Raw genomic sequence first — 18,577 nt, forward strand, 5'->3', positions numbered from 1 at the left:
CACCCCCACCGGAGCGGGTGTCAGTGCGCCAACAGCGAGGTGTACCAGTGATTGACTAGACTCAAGTCATGCCCGAGGAGAAGAACGCCGCTGTCGCCGCAGCTGCCAAAGCGCAGAAGCACACTGGCGAAGCTGCTTTCTTCGACGTCGACAACACGTTGATGAAGGGTGCCAGCCTCTTCCATGTGGCCCGAAAGATGTACGAACGCAAGGCCTTCACCTTGCCGCAGGCCGCTGGTTTTGCTTGGAAGCAGTTCAAATTCGTGATGCGCGGCGAGACCATGGAAGACGTTCACGCTGTAAGGGATTCCGCACTTACCCTGGCGGCAGGCATCACCGTCGATGACATCAAGGCCTTGGGCGAAGAAGTCTACGACGAGATGATTGAGTCGCGGATCTGGCCCGGAACCAAAGCGCTGGCCGAACAGCACCTCAGGGTCGGCCGCAGAGTGTGGCTGGTAACGGCGACCCCGATCGAGGTGGCCACTGTGATCTCCACCCGCCTGGGCCTGACCGGCGCGCTGGGGACTGTCGGCGAAGTGCACGACGGCATGTACACGGGGAAGCTCGTGGGCGACATTCTGCACGGACCCGCCAAGGCAGTCGCGGTCCAACTGGTCGCCGACCGCGAGGGGTTGGACCTGGACCATTGCTGGGCTTATAGCGATTCTGCCAACGACATCCCCTTGCTGACCATGGTGGGGCACCCGGTCGTCATCAACCCGGACGCGAAGCTCCGCCGGCACGCCCGCGACAACAACTGGCCCGTGTACGACTTCCGGTCGGGTCGTCGAGCCGCAACACTCGGGCTCAAGGCAGCTACGGTGGGCGGCGCGATTTATGGTTTGTGGCGCGGCTTCTCCAGGTTCCGCGGCCCCCGAATCTGACCCTCTCTCACATCCCACCCCCTTCAGGCCAACCCTCTCTCACATCCCACCCCCTTCAGGCCAACCCTCTCTCACATCCCCGGGAGGTGGCTACATCCCTGTGGATAACTTCTGCAGCCCCATCGGTATCTGGGTCAGAATGCCGGTATGCAGATTCCCATACCGGTACCCTCCAAGCTGGCGTCCGCCCCGTTCACTCTTTCGGAGGCCCAGGCGGCCGGCCTCGCCCGTCCTCAGCTTTGGAAGCGCGTCAGCATTGAGGCTGTAAGCAAGGGCATCTACCGTCCGAAAGACTGGGCTTTTGACCTGGAATCGGCTGCTCGCTCGCTCTCGGCGGCGAGCCCTGGCGCTTGGATCTCACATGTCACTGCCGCCAAGATTCACGGATTTTCACTCCCACCTTGGTTATCAGATTCACATGAGCTGCATCTGAGCAAGCCACGGACTCTGCCTGCAGTGCGACGAAAAGGCGTTATCGGCCACACCGTCGTGGTCTCGGAGGGTGAAATAGAGCTCAGTCACGGCATGTGGATCAGTACGCGCTCCAGGACTTGGTTGGACTTGGCCCGGATTCTTCGGCTGAATGAACTGGTCAGCGTCGGCGACGAACTCATTCGCGTCCCCAGGCCGGAGTTTGAGCAAAGGGAACTGCCGTTCACGACCATCCACGAACTTCGCATTATGGTGGATCGCCACAAGAACTTGCAGGGTGTTGTCCGTGCGAGGGAAGCACTCGACCTGATGCGGGTCGGTGCCGACTCGGCGCCGGAGACTGCACTCCGTCTGGCTATGCTCGATGCTGGACTTCCCGACCCGGAACTACAGGTACGGCTCTACATCAACGATCCCTTCTCGCCTTCAGCCGACCTCGGCTACCGCCAGCGTCGGGTCGCAATCCAGTACGACGGCGGTCATCACCTTGGGCCCGAACAGATCCTCAGCGATCGGCGCAGGGACAAGGCATTCGAGGCGGCGGGGTGGACGGTGCTTATCTTCGGGAAGTCGGATCTCGCGGACAACTTCGCGAATGCCACCCGTCAGATCAAAAGGGCTTTGAGAAACGGCTGGGTGGACCCGTCGGTCCAGGCAGGCTTCGCGCAGCCGCACGAGTGAGCGAGCGTCGGCAGGAAACAGGCGGGACGTGAGCGAACATCGGCCGGAAACAGGCGGGATGTGAGCGAGCGTTGGCCGGAAACGGGCGGGATGTGAGAGAGGGACGGGAAATAAGGGCTGGGATGTGAGAGAGCGTCATGGGGATGCAAAAATGCCCGCCACCTCGAAAGGCAACGGGCATTCACGCTTGATGAAGTATCTCTACTTCTTATTGCGGCGCTGGTGGCGGGTCTTGCGAAGCAGCTTGCGGTGCTTCTTCTTGGCCATACGCTTGCGGCGCTTCTTAATAACTGAACCCACGAAAGTTCCTTACAAACTAGAAGGTCCTGTCTGTTGGAACGGATCCGCGGAAGCAGACAGTACAACTGACAGATTCTTACATTGACGTAAAACGTTCCTTAACAGAGTACCGCTTCAAAGGGGCACCCCGTGACCACGGTCCGTGAGGTGGACTGCGGCAGCCTTAGGCAGTCTCGGATTGCCCGTCCACCACAGCGCCCTTGAGGTACTGGGATACGGCTTCTTCCGGAACCCGGAAGGAACGGCCGAACCTGACCGCGGGCATTTCCCCTGAGTGGACCAGGCGATACACGGTCATTTTGGAAACACGCAAGACGTCGGCTACTTCAGCCACCGTCATGAAACGCGCATTCGAGAAGTTAGTCTCCGCGGACATTTCCCATATTCCTTTGCTCTCAGACAGTAGGACACCCCCAGTAGAACGGTGTGCCGATGCTGAGCCATCCAACAACCATGTGCTAGATACTCTAGAGGCTGATGGGGCCAATGTGAAAGCATTTCCGGAAAGTGGGACGCTACTCCCCCGCCGCCACGCGACGCTTCCGGGCCGATGCTGCAAGCTGCTCCAGCACCGAGGCCGTTACATCCCACTCCATGCAGGCGTCGGTGACACTCTGGCCGTAGACGAGTTCCTGCTCGCCGGCCAACTGCTTGGCGGTGTCCAGGTTCTGCGCCCCGCCCACGAGGAAGCTCTCCAGCATCACACCGGCAACAGGAGAAGAGGAACCGGTCTCCAGCTGCGCCCCGATTTCCAGCGCAACCTCGGCCTGGCGGTGGTGGCTCTTCCCGCTGTTGGCGTGCGAAGCGTCCACGATCAGCCGCGGATTCAGGCCCTTGGCTGCAAGCTTGGACGAAGCTGCAGCAACGTCGGAGGCAGAGTAGTTGGGACCCTTGCGTCCGCCGCGCAGGATCACGTGGGTGTCGGGGTTGCCGGACGTCGCCACGAGCGCTGCACGGCCGTCGTCGTCAATTCCCAGGAAGGCTTGCTCGGCGGCAGAGGCGCCGCACGCGTCGATCGCCACCTGCAGGTCGCCGTCGGTCCCGTTCTTGAATCCGATGGGCATGGACAGGCCGGAAGCGAGCTGACGGTGGATCTGGCTTTCGGTGGTGCGCGCACCGATTGCACCCCAGGAAACGAGGTCGGCCATGTACTGCGGGCTGATGGGCTCAAGGAACTCGGTAGCCGTGGGCAACCCGAGCGCGGTGACCTGCTTGAGGAAGCCGCGGGCTGCGCGCAGTCCTGCAGCGATGTCGTGGCTGCCGTCCAGGTGGGGATCGTTGATGAGGCCCTTCCAGCCGACCGTGGTGCGCGGCTTCTCGAAGTAGGTCCGCATGACGATCAGCAGGTCTTCCTTGTGCTTCTCAGCCTGGCTGACCAACCGGCGGGCGTATTCAAGACCGGCCTTGGGGTCGTGGATGGAGCAGGGTCCAACGATCACCAGGAGCCGATCGTCCACCCCGTCCATGATCGCGCGGACCTGGTCACGGCCGCGGTCGACGACGGCTGCTGAGCGGGCGTCCAGCGGCAACTCGGCGATGAGGTCCTGGGGAGCCGGCAGCGGCTCGAAGCGGGCTACCCGCAAGTTGGAGGTTGAGGGCTGCGCGGCGTCGGGGGCTGAAAGCGATTCTGCGGGTTCTGCGGCGATGCTGGTCATTTCTGGGTCCTGTCCGGGATGCGGAGCGGGCCCCTTTTCAGAACCCGCCGGATATGGCGAAGGGCAGAGAATGATCTCTGCCCTGTTGGCTCTGAAGGAAAGTTGGATGCGTGTCAGTTAGACGCGGGCCCCTCCAGAGCCAACGAAAAATACGCATACCAACGGTTTGTCATAGCCACACCATAACCACGGTTCTTCACACGCGGCAAATCGTGTCCGTCATGATGACAACAGCTTGCGCAGGTACTGCAGCTGCCTGATCCAGTGGTGTTCCTGGCCACCCTCGTGGTTGTTGAAGCGGTAAACCTCGATGTCCTTCTCAGGCGCCCCAGCATCCAGACCGTAGTTGTTGTAGCTCGCGAACACCGTGGAGGGCGGGCAGATGTCGTCCATTTGTGCTGCGGAAAAGAGCGCCGGGACGGTGGCCGCGCGGCCAAGGTGGACGCCGTCGAAATAGTTCAGCACGGCTAGCATCGAGTCGTAGCGGTCCCGGTGCCGGCCCAGGAATGAGGCGATCTCGGGGTATGGCCCGCGCGGCGTGATGTCGATGGCACGTGGGAAGTCCTGCAGGAACGGGACGTCGGGCAGCGCGGCGATGACACCGTCGAGCCTTCCGGCCACCAGCCCCGCGGTTGCCACGGTGATGCCGCCGCCTTGGCTGACACCGGCCAGCACCACGTGGGAAGGGTCGACGGCGGGATGGCTCTGCGCCGCTTCTACCGCACGGAAGGCGTCCACGTAGACCCGTCGGAAATAGTAGTTGTCCTGGTGGTCGGCGCCGCGCGTCATAAGGCCGGCAAAGTTGACGCCGCCCGCTGAGGGGTGCGGATCCGGGGTATCGCCGGAGACGCCACCGTAGCCCTGCCCGCGGGTGTCCATGATGAAGTGCGCGTAGCCCGCCTGCGCCCAGCGGGTGTTCTGGTTGACCAGGCCGCGACCTCCGGAGTAGCCGATGTACTCCACCACCACGGGAAGCCGCTGGCCGGCTTCGAGATGCGAAGGCACGTGCAGCCAGCCCTTGATGCGGTCTCCCCCGAAGCCGGAGAACGTGACGTCGAAGGTGTCGATCACGCTCAGGTAGTTATCCACCGGTTCGAAGACTGCGTCCAGTGGCAAGGCTCTCGCCTCGTTGATGGTGCGGTCCCAGAAGGCGTCGAGGTCAGCCGGTGGAACTGCGCTTGAGGTGTAGTCGCGAAGCTGCTCAAGGGGGAGGTCAAAGAGGGGCATGAGGACATCCTACGTCATAGTTTCGTGTGCCCCGTCACAGGGCTTCACGTGGTCAAAGGGGGTGGATGGAAAGGTTGCGGTAGGCGGCCCGCAACGGTGCCATTTGGCGGATTCCGAAGTAGCCGCCGCCCAGTGGCCCAGGTCTGGGGTCCACCCATTGGAACAACAGCAGTTCGTTGATGGAAAAGGCCACACGAGGCCCATCCTTGACCACCTCCATCCGATAGAAGCCCTCGGCGTCCTCAGGGGAAGGCAGCGGGTCAGCTCCCTGCGCCACGAGTTCGAAGCCGGCGCTCTTGCGGAGATTGCAGGTACGGAAAGCACGTTCCGACGCGTACTTGTGCCGGAAGTAGGAGATGTGGAGGGCATCGATATCTCCCGAGTGGTATTGCGGGTAGAAGCCGGTGCGCGGTGCCAGGGAAGGTGAGAACAGGTCCTCGCCTCCGTGCCCCCGGGCGGAGAAGAACACCATGGCCAGCCCCGGCTCTTCCAAGGGCAGGAACTCCCAGGCGATCCTCACGTCATCGGGGATTTCCTCCGGGCACCAGAGGGTCCAGTGCGCGTGGTCGCCGTGGACTTCTGCGTCTACACCGCCCGAAAGTACCAGCGCAGTGGCTCCGTCGCTGCCCGAGCCTGGCCCGCCGTCGTCGTTTGTTCCAGGGTTATACGTTCCAGACTGAACCGGCCCCTCCGCCACCCAATCAGCCACATCCGCGGGACCCCGCAACGGGTTGGAATAGATCAAGCGCGCGCCCCAAGGGTGGCAGCAAGGCCGTAGCCGAGGGTTTCAAGTTGCCCCGCCACATATCCGGCAATCAACGTGGCCCCCTTCCAGTGGAAGTGCGTGTTGTCCTCCAGACCGCCGGCCCAGTGCGCGTGTTCGCCGGGAGCGACGTGGAAGAAAAGCTCCGTGGACTTCTCCTCTCCAAGCCCTTCGTAAAGTGCGCGGGTCCACTGGGTGAGGTCGATGACGTCCAGGCCCAGCTCGGTGCCGAGTTCACGCACGACGGCGGGATACTCACCCAAGGTGGCCTCCAAGCCTCCGTCGATCCAATGCCGGCGCTCCACCGAGGTGCACAGGATGGGCACGCCCCCCTTGGAGCGGACCTCGGCCACCATGCGGCGAAGGTTGTCGGCGTATCCCGAGGGGGCGGCGAGATGTCCACGCTTCTGGTCGTTGTGCCCGAACTGGATGAGCACCACGTCGCCCAGGGCCGTCTGGTTGAGCAACTGGTACCAGAGGCCGTCCTCGCGGAACGACTCCGTGGTGGCGCCGCCTTTGGCGAAGTTGTGCACGGCGCCCCACCAGTAGGTTTCTGGAGCGAGGTGGGCACCCCACCCGCTCATCGGGTATTCGTAACTGGGGCAGGCGGCCACGGTTGAGTCGCCCGCGAGGAGGATTTTCATTGTTGTCCTTTGCTTGGCCCCGGGGTCAGCCCTTGACCGAGCCGATCAGCATGCCCTTGGCAAAGTGTTTCTGCAGGAAGGGGTAGAAGATGAGGATGGGCAGGGTGGCCACCACGATCACGGCAAACTTAATGCCTTGCTCGGGCGGAATATACGACGGGTCCACGTTCCCGGTGCCCAGCAAATCCGAGGCAGCGGTGACTTGGCGGAGGTACATCTGCAGGGTCCACATGTTGTTGTCGCTCAGGTAGAGCAGTGGGGACATGAAGTCGTTCCAGATACCCACGGCGTAGAAGAGCGCGAACGTGGCCAGCACCGGTTTGGACAGCGGCAACAGTATCCGCCAGAGGATCCCGATTTCGGTGGCACCGTCCATCTTTGCCGACTCTTCCAACTCGTCCGGGAGTTCCTGGAAGAAGTTCTTGATGATGATCAGGCTGAACGGGTTGATGGCGGCAGGGAGGATCAGGGCCCAGTACGTGTTCAACAGGCCCAGGTCCTTGACCAACAGGAACGTTGGAATCATGCCGCCGGAGAACACCATGGCGAAAACCACCAGGGACATGATCAGCTTCCGGCCGCGCAGGTTCTTCTTCGCCAACGGGTAGGCCATGGTGACGGTCAGGATCAACTGGATCAACGTACCCGCCAGGGTCACCAGCACCGTGGTGACCAAAGCCTTGGTGAACGCCGGGGTGGAGAAGATGTACTCATAGGCACCCAGAGTGAACTGCTCGGGCCAAACGAAGAACGCCCGCCGGGTGATTTCCGCTTCGTTGGCGAACGAGCCTGCTATCACGTAGATGAACGGCAGCATCGTGATGATGCCGACGAGGCTGAGGAAAATGTAGTTGGCGGCATCGAAGACCCGGCCGCCACGGGTGTTGTGAATCTTCATTTAGAACAGTCCGCTCTGGTTGAACCGCTTGGACAGCCAGTTGGTGCCAAAGATCAGCACGATGCCCACCAGGGACTTGAAGAGTCCGACGGCGGTGCTGTAGCTGTAGGCGCCCTGGGTGATGCCCACGAAGTACACGTAGGTATCGAAGACGTCGGCCACGCTGCGGTTGAGTGCGTTGGTCATGAGGTAGATCTGCTCAAAACCGGTGTTGAGCATCTGCCCGATGGCCAGGATGAGCATCACGATGATGGTGGACCGGATGCCCGGCAAGGTGATGTGCCAGACGCGCCGGAACCTGCCGGCGCCGTCGATGATGGCCGCCTCGTACTGGTCCTGGTCCACGGTGGCCAGCGCGGCGAGGAAGATGATGGTTCCCCAGCCGGTGTTCTTCCAGATCTCCTGAAGCACGATCAAGGGCCGGAACCAGTTGGGGTCGGAAAGGATGTCCACGTTGGTACCGAACAGCCCGTTGACGAACTGGAACAGCGGCCCGATGTCCAAGGCAAAGAGCAGGAAGCTCAGCGAGGCCACGATGGTCCAGGACAGGAAGTGCGGAATGTACACGAGGGTCTGGACCGTGCGCTTGAGCACCGACAGACGGACCTCGTTCAGCAGCAGGGCCAGGATGATGGTTAGGGGAAACGCGATCCCCAGGTTCAGGAACGCAAGGATCAGGGTGTTTCCGAGCAGCCGCGGGAAATCGGGGTTCGCGAAGAAATCCGTGAAGTTAGTGACACCAACCCACGGGCTGCCGTTGACGCCCAGGAAGGGAACGTAGTCCTTGAACGCAATGGACACGCCGTACATGGGCCCGTACCGGAAGACCGCAAAGTACAGGACTCCGGGCAAAAGGAGCAGATAGAGCCACTTGTAGTGCGCGAAGTGGACTGCGAAACTGCGCCGCCGCCTCGGGGCGGGTGGCTTGGCGGCCACCCCTTCCGAGGCCTTGGCTTCAATCACCGGCGCTGTCACTTCTTGTTGTCCTGCCAAAGCTTGTTGATTTCTTCCTTGACCTTGTCACCGCCGCTGGTGTTCCACAGCTTGATGGCGTCCTTCAGGCCCTGCTCGTCGCTCTGGCCGGCCAGGTACTTGATGCGTGCATCGGCCACGATGTTGTCCAACTGGGCACCCTTGGCAACATAGGTGGGCGAGACGAAGGCGGCTGCCGGGTTGTAAACGGCGCTCTTGAGGTCCTCGGCCATGACGGCTACGCGGTCATCGAAGACCTTCTGCTCGTACTCGGAGGCCTGCTTGACGGGGTAGAAGTTATTGCCGGTGACGTTTGTTCCGAGCTGCGCGAAGCTCTTGATGTCGGTATTGACGGCCTTGCCCTCAGGAGTTTCAGGCTTGATGGTGGCGGCCAGGCCACCCTCTACGTTGAAGTTCACGCCCTCAATCCCGTTGTTCATCAGGATGGCTACTTCCTTGCTGTTCAGCTTGTCCAGGAAGGTCAGGACGTTCTTCAGGTCGGCCTCGGTTTTGACGCTGGACTTGGGGATGGCCAGGAAGCCGGAGTAGCCATCGGTGGGGTGGGCGTGCAGTTCGCCGTCGGGGCCCTTGAGGCTGCCCACGAAACCCACCTTGTTCTGGAAGTCATTGGGGTTGGCCTGCTTGAACAGGTTGATCAGTACGCTCGCCCGGGAGTCGACGTCGATGATGATTCCACCCTTGCCGTTGAAGAACGGCTCGTTCCACTTGGTGCTGTCGAAGGTAGCAAAATCGGGGTTGATGAGCTTCTCATCCACCATCTTCTTGATGAAGCGGTTGGCCTCGAGAAACTCGTCGGTCTCGAAGCTTGGTACGAGCTTTCCGTCGCGCTCAGCCCAACGGTTCCCGGCGCCGTACCAGGTTTCGATGAGGTCATAGGGGCTGTTGGTGCCCAGCCCACCCCACTTGGGGATGGTGATTCCGTAGGTGTCGTTCTGGCCGTTGCCGTCCGGATCCTGTTCGGTGAACGCCTTGGCTACCTTGTAAAGGTCTTCCGTGGTTTCCGGTGCTTTGAGTCCGAGCTTGTCCAGCCAGTCCTGGCGGAACATCACCGCGGCGCGGATCGGGTTACGGCCGCGGTAGACGCCGTAGACCTTGCCGTTGACGCTGGCGTTCTGCTGGACTTCCGGAAAGGTGGTGTTGAGGTTCGGGTAGTCCTTGAGTTTGTCTGTCAGGTCCCAGAACGCTCCGGCTTCGGCATTCTTGACGAAGCCGGGCGTTTTGCCTTGGACCACCAGCACGTGGGGAATGTCGGAGGAAGCCAGGGTGATGTTCATCTTGTCTTCATAGGATGCGTTGGGCGTCCACGTGATGTTGACGTCCTTGCCCGTCAGCTCCTCGAGCTTTTTCTGAACGGCGCCATCGGCTGTAGGCGGTTGCGCCTCCAGGAACGGCGCCATGATCTTGACGGATGAAAGGTCCGACGTCGGCGCTTCGCCGCCACAGGCGGTCAGGGCCAGGGCAGCGGAAACTACGACGGCGGCGGCCAACGTTTGTTTTCTACGGATCATTTTCTTACCTGCTCCACTTCTTCGGGGTTGTTGTCGGTCGACTCGTCGGTGGACGGCACCCCGGGAAACCTTTTGAGGCTCCAGAGATGCTGGCCACTTGCATCTTGATACGTTTCATTAGTGCTCACGCCAGAGGCGTTGGGGGCAAGTTCGGCGTGCCCTTGAACGTCAAGGGAGCGGTGAAGGACGGGCGGCCCACTCAAGGCCGGGCGGGCGCGGTTGAACTCAGACAAGACTGGCCTCCTTGGTTGTCGCGGCGGCGGGCACACTGGCTGCAGTCGTAGTGGCGACGGCTTCCGTGCCGGCCATGGCTTCGTCATTCGCAGTGAAGAAGCGATCACAGAGCCACCCCGTGACGTAGAGCCAGGCGCCCACACCGAAGAAGGGGATAAGCCCCGGAACCGAGCGGCACACGAACAGGGCGGCCGCTGTCACGAACAGGAGAATCGCTGAGCCCGCCAGGTGTCGCATGGCAAAACGCGAGGACATCAGGAAGTACTGGGGAACGGTCAGCTCATAGCGGGCGAACATCGGGAACAGGTAACAGACCGTACCGGCGGCAAAAAGGGCAGCCAGGAGGATTCCCGCGGAAGCTATCTGCGAGCCAAAGTCCCAACCGGCAGAGAAGTAGCCCCAGTTAAGCGTCAGCGCCACTCCCACTGCCTGCAAGGGCAATCCCAGGGCGTTGCCCCTGCCGAAGTTCTTGAAAAACTCCCTGGCAAAGCGACGCATCAAGGGCGTGGCATTTCCCCGCACCTTGTCGCGGACCAGGACATGGGCCGCGGCTGTACTGGGTCCAACACCAAGGACAACACCGCCAAGGATCGTGAAAGCAACCCACAGCACATTCAGGCAGGCAATCCACACAAGAGTGTCAAAGAGCGTGTAGGCCCGAAAGCCGAATCCACCAGACGCCATGGCAATCCCCTTTCTCCATCGTTGCAGAACAGGCCCAAATTAATTGGCGGGAGTGATTTCTTAAGTGGTCGGAACTATCACCGCGCCAGGCAGTTTGGGTGCAGCCCAGGTGGGCCATGTCACAAAGTAAACGCTTTCCCGAAAATTTAGACGCTGAACGCGGGTCGAGTCAAGGCTGGTCTTGAATCGTTACATTTGCTCTTTGCCCGCGCTACACTGGGCAAAGCCGGAAATGGGAAAGCGCTTGCTGGGTATAGCCTGAACCCGCCGGAACAAACGAGTGAACACCCTGACGACGGCGTCACACCGCCCTCGTTGCAGCGCCAGCAGAGGAGAGCCCATGGACACCCGCTCCACACAGTCCATCATCAGTCCAACACCGCTCGACACCACCCCTGCGCAGAGTGACGCGGCGGCAATCAAGGAGGCGGCAACCGCGAGTACACACGCCAGGATTGCCCTGGTGGGAGTCCACGGATTCGGAGCCCACCATCTCCGCAACCTCGAAACACTCAGTGCACAGGGCATGGTGGAACTCGTCGCCGTCGCCGATCCCAATCCCCCGGCCGCCGGCGCCCTGCCGGACACCACAGCTGTGCACGCCAACCTCGATGAACTATTGGCCGGCAACCACCACCCGGATGTCATCATCGTGGCCACCCCCATCCAGACGCACGCCCCATTGGCTCTGTCAGTGCTCGCTTCCGAGGCCGATCTCTATCTGGAAAAACCGCCCGTGGCCTCCATGGCTGACTTCCTCCGCCTCCAGGAAGCCGCGAGCGCAGCCGGACGCAGCGTCCAGATCGGCTTCCAAAGCCTCGGTTCCCACGCCCTCGCCGCGTTGGAAAAGCTCGCCAACGGCGAAGCCGCAGAAGGTCTTCCTTTCATCGGCACCCTCAAAGGCATCTCTGCCACGGGCCGCTGGGTCCGCGACCGCGCCTACTACAAGCGCTCCCGCTGGGCTGGCAAACGCAACCTCGACGGCGTGGACGTGGTGGATGGCGTGGCGACCAATCCCCTTGCCCACGCGATCGCTACTGCACTTCGGATTGCCGGAGCCCGGCAAGCAGAAGACCTGGCCTCCGTGGAGACGGACCTTTACCGCGCCAACGATATTGAGGCGGACGACACCTCAGTGATCCGAATGCGTACCACCGCTGGTTTGCCCATCACGTGCGCCCTCACGCTTTGCGCCGCGGAGTCGGTGGAACCGTACGTCACGCTGCATGGGACGGAAGGAACGGCGGTGTTCCATTACACGGAGGACCGCGTCACCGTTCGCACCGAAAGTGGGGAAACATCGCACACCTTCGGTCGCGAAGACCTCACCGCGAACCTCCTGCAGCACCTCTCTGATGGCACGCCGCTGCTCAGCCCGCTCGATCACAGCGGCGCGTTCATGCGTGTCCTGGAAGCCATTCGCACGGCCGATGCACCGGCCCTCATCCCCACGGAAAGCGTGATCTGGGTGGGAACGGGCGATCAAGCCCACGCCGTGATCCCCCGTATCGAGGACATCCTGGAACGCGCCACCCGCGCGCATGCCACCTTCGCCGAACTGGGGCTCCCCTGGGCGCGGCCCGTCACATCGGGCGCCGAGGCCCTGTTCACTTCCCCCGCCGCCGAGCCAGCCACGCCGGCTACCGTCCTGCGCAGCGGAAGTGGCCTCGAGGGGGATCTCTCTCCCCGTCCTTACCTGCACCCGGTGTCTACGCAAGCCGGAATTGTGGTGACGGACCACCTGGCCTCGGACCATGCCTGGCATCTCGGCGCCGGGTTCGCGCTGCAGGATGTCAACGGAAGCAACTTCTGGGGCGGTCGCAGCTACCGCAGGACTGCTGGAAAGTACGTTGACCTGAACGATCACGGCCGGGTGGACATCGCAGGCGTAACCCGCGGAGGTCGCCACGCAGCACTGGACCTTGAGTGGTTCGGGGCCGACGGCAGCCTGCTCCTGGAAGAGCGTCGCACCTTCACTCGCAGCCTCATCAGCTACAGCACGTGGCGGCTGGACATCCAGACCCAGCTCACCGCCGTCGTCGATGTCACGCTTGGGAGCCCGGGTTCGCATGGTGCGGCCGGAAGCGGCTACGGTGGCTTCTTTTGGCGGCTGCCTGTCAACTCTTCGCCGCGCGTCTTCTCCTCCACAGCCGACGGAGAGCCGGCTGTGCACGGTTCCGTTTCGCCGTGGCTGGCTTGGTCGGGAGAGTTCGACGGCGGTCCCGCCACCTTGGTGTTCGGCGCGCCTATGGAGTCCCCCGATCCGTGGTTCGTGCGGTGCAGCGGCTACCCGGCAGTGGGCTCGGCCTTGGCTTGGGACAGTGCGGTGGAGTTGGCCCGGGGCACTTCGCTGGCACGCACCAACACGGTCTGGATCAGTGATGGTTCCCTGGATGTGGACGAGATTGACGAGCTGGTAGCCAGCCGCTGACTACACGCATCACGTCGCCGCGAGATGGCAGCTAGGAACAGTCCGCTTCCGTGGAACTGTCATCAATTGCCACCTCGACGGGAACAGCGCCACAGCAGAAAACCGATCACGGCCGCCGACACCATGCCCAGCGCCCCGGTGATGACCAGCCCCGTCCGCACACCGAAATCCTCGGTCAGCCACCCCGCCAACAACCCACCCAAGGCGTGTCCGCCCAGGAGGAGGGGGAAATAGAGCGCCAGGACACGTCCGCGGACATTCGCGCCGGCTTCGAGTTGGACGGCAGTCGCAGCGCTGGTGAGGAATACCAGGGTCATGAAGCCCACCACAATGAGCATCACCACGAACCACTCCTGCGTCGGCATTAACGCGGCCAGGAGCTGGGTCAGGCCAAAGAGCCCGGCGCTGGCCACGATTCCCTTGCGTCCGAACCGTTTGATCCGGGTAGCGACCAAGGCGCCAGCCAAAGCTCCGAGCGCGCTGACGGTGTTGAAGAGGCCGAAACCGGCCGGGCCGCTGTGCCACACCCTGTCAGCGAAGGCTGCCAGGACAACGGGCCCGTTCATGCCGAAGGCACCCAGCAAACCGGCCAGGAGCATGGTTAGAAGAAGGGATGGACGGGCACGGACGAACCGGAACCCAGCCAGGACCTGGCCGCGACCTGCCCCGGGGCCGGGCGGTTCCGGCGAGTGGTGGAGCTCCCCCGGACGGATGGATGCGATCATCACCAGGACCGCCACGCCAAGGCCTGCGTTGGCAGCGAAGGCCGCTGCCGGGCCCGTATGGGCAATCACCACACCGGCAAGTGCAGGACCTGCCATGGCGCCCAGTTGCCCAATCGCACTGTTCAGTCCGATGGCCGCAGGAAGGCCGGCGTCGCCTACCACTTCATTGACGAACACCTGCCTGGCCGGCCCGTCAATGGCACTGGTTATCCCCAAGGCAATGCACGAAGCGTAGACCACCCACACGTCGGTGCCGCCCATCGCATTCCACGCGGCAAGGCCTGCGGCAAGCACCACGGCGACCGACTGGCATGCCAGCAGGATGCGACGTTTGGGGAAAAGGTCCACCAGCACACCACTGACGGGGCCCACCACCAGCATGGGAAGGAACTGAAGTGCAACGGCCAGGCCAACCGCAGCCGGGCTGCCGGTCAGCTGGAGGACCAACCAGTCCTGCGCGAGCCGTTGCATCCATACACCACCGCTGCCAACCAGGGAGAGGACGACGAAGATCCGGTAGTTGTGGTGCCGCAGCGGGTAGTGCCAGGACTCTGTGGATCGGGCACGCCTGGTTAAGGGCTTGGTGGATTGGGGGCGCGGTGGGAACGGGCGCGGCGACACGGGGAGGTCTGCTCGATTCAGCGGGTTGGTCTGGAGTTTCGGTGGGAACGGATCTTGATGGCGGCCGCCGCGAGCACCAGGGTTCCGGGCACGATCACGAACAACGCCTGCAGCATCCAGACGAAGACAACTGCCATGAACACGGCGGCGAGAAGCAGCAGCGAGCCACTCCAGTCACGCAGGGAATCGCTCTTCGCACTGGCATAGGCCGCCGCCCAGCGCTGGGAGCCCGGAACGTCTGTGGGCACTTGGTACTCATCCCCGTTCCATGCCACCTGGCCACTCCAATTGGCCGTGATGCGGAGCAGGAGCACCGCACCGCCAGCCGCCAGAATGACTGTGGCGGGCAGGATCACAGCCCGCCCCGGCAGTTGCCCCACCAGTGCGAGCAACAGGTTCAGGACAATCACGACGGCGGCTACCGCCGTCGTGATTCCCAGCTTCCAACTGCCGGGAAGCGCCCGGCGGAAGTTTCCCCAAAGGCTTCGCAAGGAATCATCCCTGCCGCTGAGGTGCCTTTCCAGGTGCGCGACGCCGGCCGCGTATGCAGCCGGCGCCGTCACCAAGGGAACCGACAGGAGGAGCACGATGACTCCGGCCAGGATGGTTTCGGAGAACAACGCAAAACGGTTGACCGGGATGCCGGACGTCCCCGACGACTTGCCTCTGGTGTGGATGGTGCTCACTGCCCGCTCCCTTAGCCCTTAAGCCCTTGTGTGGAAACGCCCTCAACGATGTAGCGCTGGAACACCAGGAAGAACACCAGCACGGGCAGCAGCGCCAGCACGGACATGGCGATCATGGCACCGTAGTCCGAGGACTGGGTCTGGTCCACGAAGAGCCGCAAAGCCAAGGGCAGCGGGTACTTCTCGGGGGTGTTCAGGTACAGCAGCGGGCCCAGGAAGTCGTTCCAGCTCCAGATGAAGGAGAAGATCGACGTGGAAATCAGGGCAGGCTTCATCAGCGGCAGCATGATGGACCCGAAGATCCGGGCGTGCCCGGCACCGTCGATGCGCGCCGCTTCGTCCAGTTCGGCCGGCAGGCCACGCATGAACTGGACCATGAGGAAGACGAAGAACGCATCCGCGGCGAGGAACTTACCGATCAGCAGCGGCACGTAGGTGTCCACGAGGCCGAGCTGCTGGAACACGATGTACTGCGGGATGATCACCACGTGGAACGGCAGGAGCAAGGTGGCGATCATCATGCCAAAGAACAATCCCCGGCCGGGGAAGTTGATCCGGGCGAAGGCGTAAGCCGAGATGCTTGCCGACAGGACAGTGCCCACCACCGCGCCGACAGCAAGGATCAGCGAGTTGGTGAAGAACGTCAGCGTTGAGACACCACCGATGCCGTCCATCGCGGTGGCGAAGTTGTCGAAGCTGAAGTTGTTGGACCACAGCGCGTTGTTCGCCCCGCCGATCTCGGAGTTCGGCTTGAAGGACGAAGCGATCATCCAGATAGCCGGGTAAAGAACCATTACCACCAGCGCCAAGGCAACGAGGTGGAAGATGGTGCTCTTGATGCGCTTGGCCGTGGCGGACTCGGACTTCGGGTTATAGACCGGTGCCGGAGTGGCGGGCTTTATCGGTTGGGGTTGGGTGGGGGTTGCCGTTGTTGTCACTTTGAATCACCGCTGTAGTGGACCCAGGACTTGGAGGTCTTGAAGAAGATCAGCGTGATGATGCCGACCACGATCACCAGGAGCCAGGCCATCGCTGAGGCGTAACCCATCCGGAAATCGCTGAAACCGCGCAAGTACAGGTAGAGGGTATAGAAGAGTGTCGAGCCCGCAGGGCCACCTTCACCGTTGGAGATGATGTAGGCCGAGGCAAAGATCTGGAACGCATGGATGGTTTCCATGAGCAGGTTGAAGAAGATCACCGGGGAAAGCATGGGCCAGGTGATGTTCAGGAACTTCCGGACCGGGCCGGCACCGTCCATGGAGGCTGCCTCGTAAAGGTCCGCGGGGATCTGCTTCAGACCCGCCAGGAAGATCACCATCGGCGCACCAAACTGCCACACAGTCAGCAGGATCATCATGCCCATGGTCATGTTGGGGTTGCCCACCCAGCCGCCGAGGTTGATGCCGAAGAACGACAACCCCTGGTCGACGGGCCCGGAGTCACCAAACATTGCTTTCCACACGATGGCGATGGACACGCTGGCCCCAATGAGGGACGGTGCATAGAACGCCGACCTGTAGAAGCCCTGGCCCTTGCGCTTGCTGTTGAGGAGCATCGCGATCGCCAAGGCTGCGGCGAGCTTCAACGGCGTTCCGAACACCACGTACTGCAGGGTGACTCCCACTGATTGGAGGAAGCGCTCGTCCTGCAAGAGGGTGGTGTAGTTGTCCAGGCCGATCCATTTGGGGGCGTCGAACAGGTTGTAGTTGGTGAAGGAGAGGTACAGCGAGGAAATCATCGGGCCTACGGTCAGGGCGATGAATCCCAGCAGCCACGGCAACAGGAAGGTGTATCCGGCGCGGGCGTCGGCCCCCCGCCGCCGCGACTTGCGCGGCTGCGAGGGAGCGGACGAGGCACGCCTGCTCAGGGTTGGGCTTTGAGTCACAAGATCAGTCCGTCAGTTGGGAAAGCCTGGATCAGGCGTTCTGCTTGATGAGGTCTTCGGCTTCCTTGAACCACGCATCAGCTGCACCATCGATGGTCAGCTTGCCGTAGTTCAGGTCCGAACTGACCCGCTTGAACGTTGATTCAAGCGTGCCGAATCCGACGATGGGCGGCTCGGGAGCATCCTTGAGGTACTTCTCGATGGACTTCTCATAATCCACCACCAGCTTGTCGGTGCCTTCGAACGTAGTGCCGTCGCGCTGGGTCTTGGACGCCGGGACGCCACGGGAGGTCTTGAAGATCTGGCCAACCTCGGGGTCGTTGACCATGAAGTCGATGAAGCGGGCTGCGGCATCCTTGTACTTGGTCTTGGCGCTGGCCACCATCAGCATGGACGGCTTAAGGAAGAGGCCCAGGTTGTCGGGATCATCGGAGGGTACCGGAACAAGCTTCAATTCCTTGGCGCCGCTGTCCGCGAGATAGCCAGCCATGAAGTTGTCCCAGGTGACTTCCGTTGCGGTGACGTTGGAGCCGAACGGGGACTTGGGCAGCAACTGGGTGGTCTTGTCTTCGCCGACGATTGCGCCGGTGCCGCGCAGGTCTGCGCTGAGGTTCCACCACTTCTTGAGGTCGTCCTTGGAGAAACCAAGCTTGCCCTCATCGGTGAAGGCCTTGATGTTGTTCTGCCGCAGCCAAATATTGAAGTTCCACCAAACACTGGTGTAATCGGTGCCCCCGAACAGCGTGCCACTACCCTTCTGGCCAACCTCGGCCAGGAAGGCGTTGAACTCCTTGTAGTTCCATGAACCGTCCGGCTCGGCAATACCCAGTGAAGCGAGCTTCGCAGGATCGTAGTAGACCGCGAAGGCGTTGGTGCTGGTGGGAATGCCGAACGTCTTGCCCTTGATCTGGCCGGACGGAAGGAGTGACTTGTCGAATCCGTCGGTGTTGATCTTGACCGTGCCGAGGTCCAGGAGCTGGTTCCGCTGGCCGTAATCGCGGAGGTAGGACAGGTCCCACTGCATGACATCCGGCAGGCCACCGCCGGCGGCTTCGGTGGCGCGCTTCTGCCAGTAGCCTGCGAAGTCGGAGAAGTTGCCGTTGACTTTGATGTCCGGGTTCTTCGTCTCGAAGAGCGCGATGGCCTTGCGGGTTCGTTCTGCACGGTCGTCGTTGCCCCACCAGGTGTAGGTGATGGTGACGGGTTTGTCCGCGGAACCGGTCTGGCCCGAGGACGATGACTGGCCACAGGCCGAGAGGAACGCGGCAGATGCGGTGCCGAGTGCCACCGTGGTGAGGAATTTCCTTCTGTCGATCATGAGAG

Annotated in this window: 19 protein-coding genes; 3 read left to right on the top strand and 16 right to left on the bottom strand. The window is 62.2% G+C overall.

The window, feature by feature from the left end; all coding sequences use genetic code 11:
* The first annotated feature begins 68 nt into the window (after positions 1-68).
* Together J2Y68_RS17560 and J2Y68_RS17565 are read left to right on the top strand one after the other, a co-directional pair.
* Positions 69-887 carry an HAD family hydrolase gene (locus J2Y68_RS17560; RefSeq protein WP_309995225.1) on the top strand — a complete coding sequence of 273 codons (819 nt, stop codon included), beginning with the start codon at positions 69-71 and terminating at the stop codon, positions 885-887.
* Between the two features lie 147 nt (positions 888-1,034).
* Positions 1,035-2,000 (top strand): DUF559 domain-containing protein, encoded by a 966-nt coding sequence (locus J2Y68_RS17565; RefSeq protein WP_309995227.1) that lies wholly within the window; start codon positions 1,035-1,037, stop codon positions 1,998-2,000.
* A gap of 201 nt (positions 2,001-2,201) precedes the next feature.
* On the opposite strand, the gene J2Y68_RS17570 is transcribed toward J2Y68_RS17565, so the two are convergent.
* The 11 genes from J2Y68_RS17570 to J2Y68_RS17620 all read right to left on the bottom strand — a co-directional run bounded on the left by J2Y68_RS17570 (position 2,202) and on the right by J2Y68_RS17620 (position 10,906).
* Positions 2,202-2,300, bottom strand: a complete 99-nt coding sequence (locus J2Y68_RS17570; protein ID WP_003792170.1) for a 30S ribosomal protein bS22 — start codon at positions 2,298-2,300, stop codon at positions 2,202-2,204.
* Between the two features lie 163 nt (positions 2,301-2,463).
* Positions 2,464-2,676: a helix-turn-helix domain-containing protein gene (locus tag J2Y68_RS17575; RefSeq protein ID WP_211713427.1), complete on the bottom strand. Its 213-nt coding sequence runs from the start codon at positions 2,674-2,676 to the stop codon at positions 2,464-2,466.
* A 139-nt stretch (positions 2,677-2,815) separates the two neighbouring features.
* Entirely contained in the window at positions 2,816-3,955 is a 1,140-nt protein-coding gene (locus tag J2Y68_RS17580; protein ID WP_309995229.1) for a 3-deoxy-7-phosphoheptulonate synthase, read from the bottom strand.
* Positions 3,956-4,174: 219 nt separating this feature from the next.
* Positions 4,175-5,182, bottom strand: a complete 1,008-nt coding sequence (locus J2Y68_RS17585) for an acetylxylan esterase (RefSeq protein ID WP_309995231.1) — start codon at positions 5,180-5,182, stop codon at positions 4,175-4,177.
* 52 nt (positions 5,183-5,234) lie between these two features.
* Positions 5,235-5,927 (bottom strand): DUF1961 family protein, encoded by a 693-nt coding sequence (locus J2Y68_RS17590; RefSeq protein ID WP_309995232.1) that lies wholly within the window; start codon positions 5,925-5,927, stop codon positions 5,235-5,237.
* The gene (locus J2Y68_RS17595) at positions 5,924-6,589 is read right to left on the bottom strand and encodes a rhamnogalacturonan acetylesterase (protein WP_309995234.1); all 666 of its coding nucleotides are present in this window, start codon (positions 6,587-6,589) and stop codon (positions 5,924-5,926) included. The genes J2Y68_RS17590 and J2Y68_RS17595 overlap by 4 nt, the downstream gene beginning before the upstream one ends.
* Before the next feature lie 25 nt (positions 6,590-6,614).
* A complete protein-coding gene (locus J2Y68_RS17600) occupies positions 6,615-7,487 on the bottom strand; it encodes a carbohydrate ABC transporter permease (protein ID WP_309995236.1) in 873 nt (290 codons plus the stop codon).
* Complete coding sequence (locus J2Y68_RS17605) at positions 7,488-8,480, bottom strand: ABC transporter permease (RefSeq protein ID WP_309995238.1); 993 nt, start codon at positions 8,478-8,480, stop codon at positions 7,488-7,490. It abuts the gene before it with no gap.
* Entirely contained in the window at positions 8,459-9,988 is a 1,530-nt protein-coding gene (locus tag J2Y68_RS17610; protein WP_309995239.1) for an extracellular solute-binding protein, read from the bottom strand. The genes J2Y68_RS17605 and J2Y68_RS17610 overlap by 22 nt, the downstream gene beginning before the upstream one ends.
* Positions 9,985-10,221 (bottom strand): hypothetical protein, encoded by a 237-nt coding sequence (locus J2Y68_RS17615; protein ID WP_309995241.1) that lies wholly within the window; start codon positions 10,219-10,221, stop codon positions 9,985-9,987. The genes J2Y68_RS17610 and J2Y68_RS17615 overlap by 4 nt, the downstream gene beginning before the upstream one ends.
* Positions 10,214-10,906 carry a YesL family protein gene (locus tag J2Y68_RS17620; RefSeq protein ID WP_309995243.1) on the bottom strand — a complete coding sequence of 231 codons (693 nt, stop codon included), beginning with the start codon at positions 10,904-10,906 and terminating at the stop codon, positions 10,214-10,216. Before J2Y68_RS17620 ends, J2Y68_RS17615 begins: the two co-directional genes overlap by 8 nt.
* 340 nt (positions 10,907-11,246) lie before the next feature.
* On the opposite strand from J2Y68_RS17620, the gene J2Y68_RS17625 reads away from it, so the two are divergent.
* A complete protein-coding gene (locus tag J2Y68_RS17625; protein WP_309995245.1) occupies positions 11,247-13,337 on the top strand; it encodes a DUF6807 family protein in 2,091 nt (696 codons plus the stop codon).
* A 62-nt stretch (positions 13,338-13,399) separates the two neighbouring features.
* On the opposite strand, the gene J2Y68_RS17630 is transcribed toward J2Y68_RS17625, so the two are convergent.
* The 5 genes from J2Y68_RS17630 to J2Y68_RS17650 are packed head-to-tail and all read right to left on the bottom strand — an operon-like array spanning position 13,400 to position 18,572.
* Entirely contained in the window at positions 13,400-14,683 is a 1,284-nt protein-coding gene (locus J2Y68_RS17630; RefSeq protein ID WP_309995247.1) for an MFS transporter, read from the bottom strand.
* 17 nt (positions 14,684-14,700) lie between these two features.
* The gene (locus tag J2Y68_RS17635; RefSeq protein ID WP_309995378.1) at positions 14,701-15,360 is read right to left on the bottom strand and encodes a Poxvirus protein I5; all 660 of its coding nucleotides are present in this window, start codon (positions 15,358-15,360) and stop codon (positions 14,701-14,703) included.
* Between the two features lie 20 nt (positions 15,361-15,380).
* Complete coding sequence (locus tag J2Y68_RS17640; protein WP_309995249.1) at positions 15,381-16,307, bottom strand: carbohydrate ABC transporter permease; 927 nt, start codon at positions 16,305-16,307, stop codon at positions 15,381-15,383.
* On the bottom strand, positions 16,304-17,254 hold the full coding sequence (locus J2Y68_RS17645; protein WP_309995251.1) for a carbohydrate ABC transporter permease: 951 nt from the start codon (positions 17,252-17,254) through the stop codon (positions 16,304-16,306). Before J2Y68_RS17645 ends, J2Y68_RS17640 begins: the two co-directional genes overlap by 4 nt.
* Positions 17,255-17,285: 31 nt before the next feature.
* Entirely contained in the window at positions 17,286-18,572 is a 1,287-nt protein-coding gene (locus J2Y68_RS17650) for an ABC transporter substrate-binding protein (protein ID WP_309995253.1), read from the bottom strand.
* Positions 18,573-18,577 lie beyond the last annotated feature (5 nt).

Origin of the sequence: Paenarthrobacter nitroguajacolicus (assembly GCF_031455195.1) — a bacterium.
GTDB lineage: Bacteria > Actinomycetota > Actinomycetes > Actinomycetales > Micrococcaceae > Arthrobacter > Arthrobacter nitroguajacolicus_D.

Bases quoted from the DNA above. Each gene is read 5' to 3' on its own strand.
- J2Y68_RS17575 (WP_211713427.1), bottom strand. From the start codon at position 2,676: ATGTCCGCGGAGACTAACTTCTCGAATGCGCGTTTCATGACGGTGGCT.
- J2Y68_RS17600 (WP_309995236.1), bottom strand. From the start codon at position 7,487: ATGAAGATTCACAACACCCGTGGCGGCCGGGTCTTCGATGCCGCCAAC.
- J2Y68_RS17625 (WP_309995245.1), top strand. From the start codon at position 11,247: ATGGACACCCGCTCCACACAGTCCATCATCAGTCCAACACCGCTCGAC.
- J2Y68_RS17650 (WP_309995253.1), bottom strand. From the start codon at position 18,572: ATGATCGACAGAAGGAAATTCCTCACCACGGTGGCACTCGGCACCGCA.
- J2Y68_RS17610 (WP_309995239.1), bottom strand. From the start codon at position 9,988: ATGATCCGTAGAAAACAAACGTTGGCCGCCGCCGTCGTAGTTTCCGCT.
- J2Y68_RS17595 (WP_309995234.1), bottom strand. From the start codon at position 6,589: ATGAAAATCCTCCTCGCGGGCGACTCAACCGTGGCCGCCTGCCCCAGT.
- J2Y68_RS17585 (WP_309995231.1), bottom strand. From the start codon at position 5,182: ATGCCCCTCTTTGACCTCCCCCTTGAGCAGCTTCGCGACTACACCTCA.
- J2Y68_RS17580 (WP_309995229.1), bottom strand. From the start codon at position 3,955: ATGACCAGCATCGCCGCAGAACCCGCAGAATCGCTTTCAGCCCCCGAC.
- J2Y68_RS17620 (WP_309995243.1), bottom strand. From the start codon at position 10,906: ATGGCGTCTGGTGGATTCGGCTTTCGGGCCTACACGCTCTTTGACACT.
- J2Y68_RS17560 (WP_309995225.1), top strand. From the start codon at position 69: ATGCCCGAGGAGAAGAACGCCGCTGTCGCCGCAGCTGCCAAAGCGCAG.
- J2Y68_RS17565 (WP_309995227.1), top strand. From the start codon at position 1,035: ATGCAGATTCCCATACCGGTACCCTCCAAGCTGGCGTCCGCCCCGTTC.